This window comes from Exiguobacterium sp. s91, from assembly GCF_018618915.1.
GTDB classification, from domain to species: domain Bacteria; phylum Bacillota; class Bacilli; order Exiguobacteriales; family Exiguobacteriaceae; genus Exiguobacterium_A; species Exiguobacterium_A abrahamii.
Genome location: NZ_JACSMZ010000001.1, coordinates 2156447 through 2167971, shown reverse-complemented (window position 1 = coordinate 2167971; position 11525 = coordinate 2156447). Strand labels below are relative to the sequence as shown.

10 protein-coding genes are annotated in these 11525 nt (G+C 44.6%); 6 read left to right on the top strand and 4 right to left on the bottom strand.

Annotated elements, in window-relative coordinates:
• Positions 1 to 59 precede the first annotated feature (59 nt).
• From cls to mscL, 3 genes are all read left to right on the top strand, one after another.
• A complete protein-coding gene (cls, locus tag KNQ06_RS11200; RefSeq protein WP_023467357.1) occupies positions 60 to 1511 on the top strand; it encodes a cardiolipin synthase in 1452 nt (483 codons plus the stop codon).
• Positions 1512 to 1586: 75 nt separating this feature from the next.
• Positions 1587 to 2468, top strand: coding sequence for a Cof-type HAD-IIB family hydrolase (locus tag KNQ06_RS11195; protein ID WP_149426903.1), 882 nt, complete (start codon positions 1587 to 1589; stop codon positions 2466 to 2468).
• A gap of 12 nt (positions 2469 to 2480) precedes the next feature.
• Entirely contained in the window at positions 2481 to 2873 is a 393-nt protein-coding gene (mscL, locus tag KNQ06_RS11190; RefSeq protein ID WP_214768911.1) for a large-conductance mechanosensitive channel protein MscL, read from the top strand.
• 254 nt (positions 2874 to 3127) lie between these two features.
• Here mscL and KNQ06_RS11185 read toward each other — a convergent pair whose 3' ends face one another.
• Positions 3128 to 5290, bottom strand: a complete 2163-nt coding sequence (locus KNQ06_RS11185; protein ID WP_149426904.1) for an ATP-dependent helicase — start codon at positions 5288 to 5290, stop codon at positions 3128 to 3130.
• Between the two features lie 240 nt (positions 5291 to 5530).
• On the opposite strand from KNQ06_RS11185, the gene KNQ06_RS11180 reads away from it, so the two are divergent.
• Positions 5531 to 6034 (top strand): GNAT family N-acetyltransferase, encoded by a 504-nt coding sequence (locus KNQ06_RS11180; protein ID WP_251133517.1) that lies wholly within the window; start codon positions 5531 to 5533, stop codon positions 6032 to 6034.
• Between the two features lie 49 nt (positions 6035 to 6083).
• Here KNQ06_RS11180 and KNQ06_RS11175 read toward each other — a convergent pair whose 3' ends face one another.
• The 3 genes from KNQ06_RS11175 to KNQ06_RS11165 form a co-directional block, all read right to left on the bottom strand.
• Positions 6084 to 7550: a glycoside hydrolase family 32 protein gene (locus KNQ06_RS11175; protein ID WP_214768913.1), complete on the bottom strand. Its 1467-nt coding sequence runs from the start codon at positions 7548 to 7550 to the stop codon at positions 6084 to 6086.
• Positions 7551 to 7636: 86 nt separating this feature from the next.
• A complete protein-coding gene (locus KNQ06_RS11170) occupies positions 7637 to 9220 on the bottom strand; it encodes a diguanylate cyclase domain-containing protein (RefSeq protein ID WP_214768926.1) in 1584 nt (527 codons plus the stop codon).
• A gap of 25 nt (positions 9221 to 9245) precedes the next feature.
• On the bottom strand, positions 9246 to 9716 hold the full coding sequence (locus tag KNQ06_RS11165) for a GNAT family N-acetyltransferase (RefSeq protein WP_214724370.1): 471 nt from the start codon (positions 9714 to 9716) through the stop codon (positions 9246 to 9248).
• Positions 9717 to 9869: 153 nt separating this feature from the next.
• Here KNQ06_RS11165 and KNQ06_RS11160 point away from each other — a divergent pair, with 153 nt between their 5' ends.
• Complete coding sequence (locus tag KNQ06_RS11160; RefSeq protein ID WP_029340951.1) at positions 9870 to 10787, top strand: ABC transporter ATP-binding protein; 918 nt, start codon at positions 9870 to 9872, stop codon at positions 10785 to 10787.
• Positions 10765 to 11508 (top strand): ABC transporter permease, encoded by a 744-nt coding sequence (locus KNQ06_RS11155; RefSeq protein WP_133207914.1) that lies wholly within the window; start codon positions 10765 to 10767, stop codon positions 11506 to 11508. Before KNQ06_RS11160 ends, KNQ06_RS11155 begins: the two co-directional genes overlap by 23 nt.
• Positions 11509 to 11525 lie beyond the last annotated feature (17 nt).

Below are 11525 nucleotides of genomic sequence, written 5' to 3'. Positions count from 1 at the left end.
GGGAATAAGAGACAGAGGAATCAAAATCGAAGAATACCGTTGAAGCGGGAGGGAATCGTATGGTGGAAGTATGGAGTACGTTCACGATCATCATCGTCTACGGATTGCTTATCATGAATATCTTGGCTGTTCTGACGGTTATTTTTCTCGAGCGGCGCGATATTGGTGCGACGTGGGCATGGGTATTCATCTTGTATTTCGTTCCGCTCGTTGGATTTCTCGTCTATCTGTTTTTCGGAAGATTGTTGAAAAAAACGAATTTTTATCGTGTCACGGATGAAGAACAACTGGAACAGGATAGACGGATCGCCTTACAGAAAAAAGAACTTGTAACGATGGGACGGCACCCGATGATTCAAAAGCACCGGGATATGATTCGGATGAACCTGATGTCGAACGGTTCCCTGCTCAGTCTCTCGAATCAACTGCAGATTCTTTCGGATGGCGAGCAGAAGTTCAATCGGATGATTCAAGATATCCGCCAGGCAGAGCATGAAGTGAATATCCAATATTACATCATTCAGAAAGATCGTCTCGGGTTAGCGTTGATCGATACATTGACCGATTGTGCCCGTCGCGGGATCAAAGTACGTCTATTGTATGATGCTGTCGGATCACGAAGTCTCAAACGGACGGATTTTAAGGATTTACTCGCACACGGAGGAGAAGTGTTTGCCTTTTTCCCGTCGACGATTGGATTCGTTAATTTTCGATTGAACAACCGCAATCACCGTAAATCCTGTATCATTGACGGTCGAATCGGCTACATTGGTGGGTTCAACGTTGGTACGGAATATCTCGGTATCGATGAAAAGTTCGGCTACTGGCGGGATACACATTTTCGCTTGGAAGGTGACGTCGTTCATGATCAACTCGATCGCTTTATTCTCGACTGGAACCAAGCAAGTGACGTCTATACGGAAAAATCTTTGTTTTACTATGGAACGCATAGGATTCAGGATATATTACCGATGCAAATCGTCACATCGGGTCCGGATTCCCGTTCAGAGTATTTGAAGCTTGCCTTAATCAAGATGATCAACGAAGCAAAACGGACGATTTATATCCAATCGCCTTATTTCATTCCAGACACGAGTTATTTAGATGCATGTAAGGCAGCCCTTCTGTCCGGAGTGGAAGTCCGCATCATGATTCCGAACAAGCCGGATCACCCATTCGTTTACTGGGCAACGACTGCTGCTGTAGGAGAGTTGTTATCGTACGGAGCTAAAGTCTACACGTATGAACCTGGATTTTTACACGCAAAGACGATCGTCGTCGATGGCGAGATTGCTTCAGTCGGGACGACGAATATCGATGCGCGAAGCTTTCGGTTGAACTTTGAAATGAACACGATCGTCTATGATCAGGCAATAGCGATTGAACTAGAACGTCTCTTCCTCGCTGATTGTGAGGTATCAAAGCTCATGACGGTCGAGTCGTATGCCGCGCGTTCAAGAACGATCAAATTCAAGGAAAGTATTTCGCGTTTATTGTCACCGATTTTGTAAACCGCGTTTACGACCAGTCAAAATGTGAAAAATGGTATAGTGGTATGGAAATAGAAAAAGAGGAGAGTGAAGACGATGGCAAATTCAATCAAACTACTCGTATCAGACATGGATGGAACCGTTCTTTCGGGCAAGCAACGAATTGAACCGGAGACGATTCAGGCAATTGAAGCGGCACGCGAACAAGGTGTCGAATTTGCAATCGCGACAGGACGTAACTACTTAAATGCAAAAGAATTAACAGATGCAGCAGGAATCCACTGTCCGATCATTGCTTCAAACGGGGCACGTGTGATGACCGTAGATGGAGAAGAGTTGAGTGCGACGACGTTGACGACGGAACAAGCACAGCAAATTTACGGTATCATCAGTCAATATGAAGTTTTCTTCGAGATGTTCTGTGATCGAGGACTCGTGACAGCACAAGGAGCGACGATCGACGCAGCCTATGATTCCCTGAAAGAGTTGAGTGAAGAAAGTGATCGGGCAAAACAAGTGCTTGATTTCTTCCACGATCGTTATTATGTCCACGAAGACGTCAAGATGATTGATGGATTCCGGTCGTACATTCGTAACCAAGCAGGAAAAGTATTTAAATTCATTTCATTCTCGTTTGATCAAGAATTAATGAAAAAAATCTGGCAGGAAATCGAGCAGAAGGTCGACGGTGTCTATGTCACGTCGTCAGGACACGATAACATTGAAGTCATGGCAGTCGGTGCCGATAAAGGAACGGCAGTTAAAATCCTCGCAGACCACCTCGGTGTGCCAATCGAACAGGTCGCTGTCATCGGTGATAACCTGAATGATCTTCCAATGTTCAAAGTTGCCGGCAAAGCGATCGCGATGGGGAATGGTCATGATGAGGCAAAAGCGATTGCCCATCACGTGACGAAAACAAATGATGAGCACGGCGTCGGATATGCGATTCAGCAGTTGGCGTCCCGTGCTTGGTAAGGGGGACGTTTCATGTTTAAGGCATTCAAGGAATTCGCATTTCGAGGAAATGTGATCGACTTAGCGGTCGGAGTTATTCTTGGTGCTGCGTTTAGCGGGATCATCAAATCCCTCGTTGACAGCGTCTTCATGCCACTGATCGGTATCATCATCGGGGGCATTGATGTCAAAGGATTGTCGGTCATGGTCGGAAATGCAGAGTTGCAGTACGGTCAATTTCTTCAAGCGAGCATCGAATTCTTGTTGATCGCCTTTGCGCTGTTTATATTCGTCAAAGGCATCACTTCATTCCGGAAGAAGGAAGAAGTCATCGAAGAAGAAGCGGTACCAACGACAGAAGAAAAATTATTGACAGAAATCAGAGATGCCTTGATTCATCAAAATGAGTCGTCGACGAAAAACTGACGTATATAATTGGGATTAACTTAAAAAGAAGGACTCGTCTTTTCACGCCCTTTCCTCAGGCGAGACACAAGCCAGTTTTCCTGCTTCATTCAAGCAGGAAAGCGGGTCTTGTTTGTCTCTGACAGCGCGATGCGCTTTTTCCTGTAGGAGTGTCGTGAAACGAGGCCTTCTTTTTTTACGAGATAAGGGTGGCAGATCATCATTCTGCGACCCTTATCTTTATGGAGACTGACTTATGAATCAGTCCATTTAAATCATAAAATTTCGAGTAATGCATTTTCAGAGCAGACTTGTAACGAAAGCTGTTTTTTCATTCCTTGATCAAATGAAATTTCTAGCACGTCGTCAACCAGGTGCAAGACGGTTCCGGGACCAAATGCTGTATGCGAGACACGCATGTTCTCAGTGATCGGTAGTGGGGGGACGCTAGCTCGCGCTGCAACAGCAGTTCGCTTGCGCTCTACTTTTCGTTTTGCAGCATCAGGCGTGACGAGGCGATGAACGTCTTCGACGAATGGCGAGACATCAAATGATTTCGATTTAAAACGATAGGACAGAAGATGTAGTTCGTGTCGCGCCCGTGTCATGCCGACGTAAAACAAACGTGCAGCTTCTTCCATATCATCGAGTTGTCCATTCTTGTACGCCTTGATCGTATCAGCTGATGGAAGAATACCAGAAACGAGATCAATCATGAAAACGCGATCGAATTCAAGTCCTTTTGCACTGTGAAAGGTCGAAAGGGTGACCGCATTTTGATTTTTATTTTGTTTCGCATCACGCATCAATTGTTCGAGATGCGTGATCCGTTCACGAAAAGCGAGTAGCGTTGGTACATCACTTGCGATGTTATCAATCGTATTCAATGTTTCAAGCAGGTGATCGAGACTAAAACCGAGACTCTCACTCATTTTCCGCAAATTCTTTTCGTAACCCAGTTCATGACGAATCAGAGAGAGGGCAGCAGAGGGTCGAACGGTTTGGATGGAAGCGAACGTGCGCTTCATTTGTTGAAGTTGTTTCTTTTGATAAAACTTCATCTCGATTTTGTTTATGAGTAGATCAAATACAGATTCGCCCGTACCGAACTGCTGCAATTGAGAAAGTTGCGCTTTTGAAATGTACCCGGCGAATTTCGTATGAATAGTTGCTAACACATCGATATCTGTCGGATCTTGTGCGAATGTCATGAAGTTTAAGATATCCTTCAAAATCCAATGACTGAAGAATTTATGATCGACATCCTTAATATAAAACGGAATATTTGCTTGATCCAAAGCATTCATGACGTTGATCGAAGAAGCATTGTTGCGATATAAGATGGCCACTTCGCGGTAATTCGTCTCTGTCCGTAGTTGATTCAACAGATAGCGAGTCTGATCCTCGTAAGTTGGTAACGTCTCTAAGATGATCGGACGAACAGCAGCGTTCTCCGTGAACATCTGTTTCGGATAGCGTGCTTTATTGCGCTGAATGAATTGGTTCGCGACGGATACGATGTCTTGAGACGAACGATAATTTTGTTCCATGTAAAGAATCGTCGCATTCGGATACGTATCTTTGAAGTGCAAAATTTTAGAAGCGTCCGCGCCACGCCAGCTGTATAGCGTCTGATCATCGTCTGCAACGACACAAAGTCGGTTATGCGGTAAGGCTAACTTTTCGACCAATTGATGTTGAACGAGTGACGTATCCTGGCTCTCATCCGTTAGGATATAGTCAAAGCGACGCTGATAATGTTGCAACAGACGACGGTCTTGCTCCAAAATCGTATTCGCATACGTCAACATATCATCAAAGTCGAGTAACGGATGTAAGGGATCACGCGACTTGAATTGTTCATACGCCACATAAATATCAGGGAAATGTTTGATCGTCGTCGGTACTGCCTTGATTTCCTTTAAAGAAAGAAGACGGTTCTTGACAAAGGAAATCATTCGTAATAACTCATCCATCTGGTCGTCGGTAATGACACTCCGATTAATTTCCTGGAAAATACGCCGGAGTAACATACGTTTATGTGGCGCATTCGGATGTTGTTGATCCATTGGTCCCTCAATGATCGTATAGGAAAGACGCTGCTGGGATGTATGATCCCGAACGACTTGAAAAGCAAAGCTATGAATCGTCGAGAATGCCGCTGTCGTTCCAATTAATTCGTGAAATAGATGATAAAAACGATCCGCCATCTCGCGAGCTGCTGCCTTACTGAAGGTCAGCCCTAAAATACGATGTGGTTCGATCTTTTTTTGTAAAATCAAATAGGCAATCTTAAAATTAAGCGTCGTTGTTTTTCCAGAGCCGGGTGAGGCGAGTAACAGCAACGGACCATGGTCATGTTCGATTGCCTGTTGTTGGACAGGATTCAGTTGAATGCCGGTCAATCGCTCCATCTGTTCGAAAAAATCTTCATGCATGATACAGTTCACCTCGAGCGTATTTATTTCTCGTCCAATAATCGAACTTTCCCTAGTGTATCATTTTTAGTGTCAGGATTGGATTACGGAAAGAAGAACCGTGGAATAAAGAGACAAGAGCCTATTGGATGTTATGTAAGACGAGTACCCTAAAAGACTAGGCAAATGGATACAAAAACATTAAAATGGGAATAGATGTAAGAGAGTACTCTCTTGTCCTGTACAAAGAGGGAAGGCGGAATGAGAATGTCTGTAGTGAAATTACACATGTATACGAATGAACATTATGAACAATGTGATGCGTTCATTCTTCCGGAAGAACAAGTCCAGTTTACTTCTTTTCCGACGGATGTCGTCACAGATGCAGTTGCCCATCCAGATAAATTCCCGGTTGTCATCAAAAAAGACGAGCTCGTCGTCGGATTTTTTATTCTTCATCTTAACCCCCCTAAAACACATCGAACACATGAACAAAGTGTCCTATTACGTGCCTTTTCCATTGATGCACGCCATCAACAGCAAGGATATGCGAAAGAGGCAATGATGCAGTTGCCAGAGTTCGTCCATCATCATTTTCCAGAAGTCACAGCGATTACACTAGCGGTCAATAAAAAGAATATTGCTGCAAAATCACTGTACTTCAAGACGGGATACGTCGATACGTTACAGTCCGTCATGGGTCCGATTGGGGAGCAACACATCCTTGCCTTTGATTTAGAAAAAGAACTACGATTGAAGCATTGAATTAAAAAAAGCATTTTCCTGATTCTATTCAGGAAAATGCTTTTTTTACTTAAGATAAATCGTAGAGTGATAGATGCGCACCTGCTTCACCAGAGAAGACAATCCCTCGACTGGATGTTTTCGGGAAAATCCGTCCAGATGCAACGGCTTCTCCGTCATTCAGGAAAAGTTCAAACGAAGAACGATCCACGAACAAACGTAATGTATGCAAGTCCTTCGCAAGAATCGTCGATCGCGAAGTACCGAATGATTCAGCAGGGACTTCCGCACCTGAACGGCTTCGATCGATTGTAAATTGACGTGATACAGCATCGTAGTGGAATACCGTCTCTTCTGTAGCGTCTTGACGAATCGAGAAGCGGAACGAGTCCGACGACAGTTTTAAGTCTGTCATCACGAGCTCGAAAATCTCGGCTTCCGCAATTGTCACGTCTTGTTCGAAAAGAATCGTTTCGTCAAACAGCGTCTCTTTTCGTAGCTGTGTCAGTTCACGGACAGGTCGTTGACGAAGTTGCCCCTGTTCGATCGTTAATTCACGTGGCAATGTCAAAGCATGTGCCCAGTTATAGATGTCAGAAGGATAACTGATATCCGGTAACCCCATCCAACCAACAAGAATCCGTCGACCATCTGCCGCCTCAGTTGTTTGTGGCGCGTAGAAGTCAAATCCGAAATCGAGTTCTTGGAACGATTCGTGTGTGAATGTTAAGTCGGGTAAAGCTAACGGTTCGCCGATGAAATAACCGGACTGGAAAATATTTTGATAGTTCTGACCATCTGGTTCAATCCCTTGAGGGCTAAAGAGGAGGATTCCTTTTCCATCCAGCTCGAAATAATCAGGACATTCCCACATATAACCGAATGTCGGGTAGTTCGTCTGTAACTCACCGAGGAATGTCCATTGCTCTGCATCTTGAGACTGATAGATGACAGTACAGCCCGTCAAGTCACTGCGCTGTGCACCAATGATGCAGTACCAGATGCCCGATGCATCTTGGAAGACTTTCGGATCACGGAAATGTTCCGTATATCCTTCAGGAACGTTTGGAATAGCAGGTGGTAAATGTTTTTCGATTCGTCCATCCGAGCGGAGATGACCGACGATTTGGCTCGTATGGCGATTCCAATCCGCATCCCGTTTATTACCGGTGTACATGATGTGCACTTGATCATCTTTAATGAAGCCACTACCGGAATAAGCACCGTGCGAATCTGGATCGTCATTTGGGATCAAGGCGGCTCCTTCATCGAACCAATGTACAAGATCTTTTGATGTCATGTGATACCAGTACTTCAGCCCGTGTACGGGTCCGAGTGGAAACCATTGATAAAACAAATGATAGAGACCATCATGATAGACGAAGCCGTTCGGATCATTCAAAAGTCCGGTCGGAGGTTGAATATGGTAAGAAAATCGCCAAGGAGATGTTCGAACTTCTTCCTTCATCGCTTGGTAAACGCTCGGATCGACATCCGAGAGGGGACGGTATCGTGCTTCACGTGTCCATTGATTCATGTTGACAGCTCCTCGTTGAAAAATTATACGCTTCTCGTTCACCTTACGGAGGAGAGCTGCGCTTGTCAATCCTCCGTCCTGAATGGTCAATGAACGGACATACATCCTCTGCCGTTTTGCTTCGAACGATAGAGCGCTAAATCAGCGCGATGCATGACTTGTTCAAGTGATTCTCCTGTCACCTGTTCGGCGACTCCGATACTCATCCCGATGTGGACGGTTTGTTCTTCTAAGTGATACGGCATCGAGACGTGAGCGATCCATTGTTCACCTAAGTATCGTGCTTCTGTTAAGGATTGAGTGGTCAAGACGATGATGAACTCATCGCCGCCCAGACGAGCCACGAATCCACCAGGTGGAAGCAACTGTTCGAGACGTTGACTGACCTCGATCAGCAGGAGATCACCTAGCGCGTGACCATACGTATCATTGACTGCTTTAAAGCCGTCTAAATCAAGGCAAAGATAGATAGAATGCGTTTCTGCAGGCAATTGTTCGATGTATTGAGCAAGACCGTTGCGGTTCGCGAGACCAGTCAGGCTATCGCGTTGTGACAAGCGTTCAAACGTTAATTTCTCTTGTTCGGTATGTAGCAAGCGATGAATCAGTCGTTGTAAGGCATCCGTCAGTGTCTCGATTTCTCGGATTCCACGATGATTCGGGAGTGATTTTGAGGGATCATCCTGCATCTGTTGGGCGGCATGTGTGATTTTTAATAATGGTCGTGTCAATAGCTTCGCTAACATCCAGCCAAGTACGGCTGTAACGAAAGAGGCAATCAAACCAGCGATGAAAATCGTTTGACGTAAAGCATCGGCATCAGCGAACGCAATCGAAGTCGGTTGACGTACGAGAACCGTCCAACCTAAGCCATCGTAATCCTTGTAACCTCGGCTTGTGCTTTGACCAGAGACAAATTCTTTCCCTTGCCAGGAAGCGGTCGCAGAAGCATTCGAAGTCAGCGTTACGCTATCGGGTAATGTTTTACCGCTCCATCCGCTTGGTCCAAGTAAAATCGTTTTTCGATCTTGACTAATGATGAAGACATCGACTTGTTGGAGAGAGGACGTGGCGCTTTGAAAACTTTGTTCGATCGCTTTTGCCCATTCGAAGCTGAGATGTGTCGCAAGGACACCAGAAAATCGACCCTTATCATACAAAGGTGTACTAATATCGACGAACTGTAACGGTTCACCGCTTGGGTTCGGCAATAATTTTGCGAGTAGGACAGCTTCATGGACATCTCCGATGAATGGTTGTGATAAGGCTTGTTGGAAGACGGGACGTTCCTTGATCGATGTTCCTTCCAGAATCTGATTCGTTGACGCAACGACGTTACCTTCCGTATCTAATCGACCAATCCAAGAAAAGTCAGGAATCTGCCGTTGTAACTCTTCGAGTGTCCGTCGCGTTTCTGTTTTTTGTTCTGTTTGTTGAATCGTTGATAAGGAACCCAGCAATTTTACTTCGGCATAACGTGACCACATGTAATGATCAAGCTTATCAGATAGTTGGTGAGCGGTCGTTGACAGATTCATCCCGACTTCCGATTGGAGTCGGTTTGTTGCATGTTGACTAATGAAGAAAGTTAATCCGAGCGTCATGCTAAAAAATAGCAGGGAAATCAATCCCGCTAACAAAACATCAAAGCGAAGTGAGGGTTTGGACATTGTGTGATACTCCATTCATACGTTTTCATTTGTTTTTACTTACATCATACACGTAGACGTCTACGAGTTGTTCGCGGTTCGAGAAACTCGTTCGCGCGTATCGGAAATCGTGTTTTTCCCAAAAACGACGGGCTCTTAAATTATCAGGTAAGACCGCGAGATGAATGTGAGGTTCCTGACTTAGGAATCGATCACAAAAAGCGGATAGTAACCGACTGCTAATTCCCGTACCGTGTTGAGAAGCATCCATTAAGAATAAACCGATCCAAGGTGTACCGTTTTTTGGATGCTTCGGTAGGTAGTCAATCAGTAAGACGGGTTCTCCGTCCACATATCCAATCAGCGATACGGTATCGGGATTTAAAAACTCTTCCTGTAAGGTCGAATCAGAGAGCGGAAGCACTCGTTCTTCTAAGAGCGCATATTCAGGAACGCTCGCGTACAACGATTGGATGATCGGAAAGTGATCATGTGTTACTTGTTCAAAAAGAATCATCTAGCGACTCCATTCTTTATTTTTAGTATAAAATTTCTGCTGTTACGCCTTTTTAATTGGAATCGGATTACATATTTGTAAGAAATGAAACTTATCCTTTAAAATCACGTACACTAATAGCATAGACAAAATATGAATGAGGAGGAAGAGCAGATGTTAAAGATTGAAAATATCTCAAAGCGTCTCGGGAAAGAGCAAATTTTAAAAGACGTCAGTTTTGAGGTATCCCCAGGAGAAGTGTTCGGCTTCCTCGGACCGAACGGAGCAGGGAAGACGACGACGATTCGCATCATCACGGGACTACTCGAGCAGGATGCAGGGAAAGTCACGGTCAATGGATTTGATGTCGTAGAAGAGCGTTCGAAAGCGTTGACGCAAATTGGAGCAATCGTGGAGAACCCAGCGTTTTATCCTTATCTGACAGGAAAACAAAACTTGGTTCATGCAAAAAACCTCATTCCGGGACTCGGTCAAGTTGATTATGATGCACTAGCACGACTCGTTGGTCTTGAAGGAAAGCTTTCAAAAAAAGTCGGAGAGTACTCACTCGGAATGAAGCAACGACTCGGAATTGCTCGTGCCTTGCTACATAACCCGCGCGTCTTGATTTTAGATGAACCAACGAATGGTCTGGATCCATCCGGGATTGCGGAGCTTCGTGAATATTTACGCCAAATGGCGCGTGAGCAAGATATCGCGATTTTAATTTCAAGCCATATGTTGAGTGAGATGGAACAAATCAGTGATCGTTACGCGATCATCGATCAGGGTGTCATCAAGTCGGTCGAGTCCGTTCGTAATGAGACCGGAGCGAAAATCGCTCTTCGTGTCAATGCGGAAGCGATGACAGATGTACTCGATGCCCTTCGCGTCGCAAACTACCCATCAGAAGTACTCGAGAATAAAATCATTATCACCGCACCGGAAAGTGAATGTCCAGCTATCGCTCGACTCGTCGTGCCGATTGCCGATTTACATGAACTGACCGTTAAACGCTTGACGCTTGAGGAACAATTCCTGCAAGTAACGAAAAAAGAGGGGGATTCACATGCTTTCGCTCATACAAAATGAATGGATGAAATGGTGGACGACTAAAAAAGCGAAAATCGTTTTAGCGCTATATGTCGTTATTGCAGTTGGTATTATCATCATTGCAAAGACAAATGATTTTGAGTTCACACGTTATGATTATTATTCATTAACGTTCCTTTTACTGACATCTCTATTAGGAATCATCACGATTGTCTTCACGGCAGAAGCCATCGGGAATGAAGTACGTTATGACACGATGAAACACTTATTAATGAGTCCGTATTCACGAATGACGATTTATTTCTCGAAACTTATCTTTTCGATCTTGATCATGTTGCTCCAATTCGTGTTCATCGCTGCGATCGTCTACGCAGGCTCATTTGCGTTTTCAGAGGCAGGAGATCCAATTCTGTTCCGCGATACGATCGTCGAAGTTGTCAGTCCGATTTTTACAATATTCATGACGTTATTCTTCTCATTGTTGTTCCGTTCTGTTGGAATGATTATCGGCTTCACCGTACTAGCACAGTTCTTTACGAGCATTGCGGGTAACTTACTGGTTGGTTTCAAACCAGCAATCGCTAAGTGGATCGTATTCATGCATTTAGACTGGTCAATGTATTTCAAGGATTCTATGACCTATGGTACGAGTGAAGCGATGGGAACAACTTTGACGTTCTCCGCCTTGTTCGTATTGGCTCATATCATCGTCTTGTTAGGTGCATCGATTCTTGTCTTCCAAAGAAAATCATATACGTAAATGAAAGAGTTGCTACT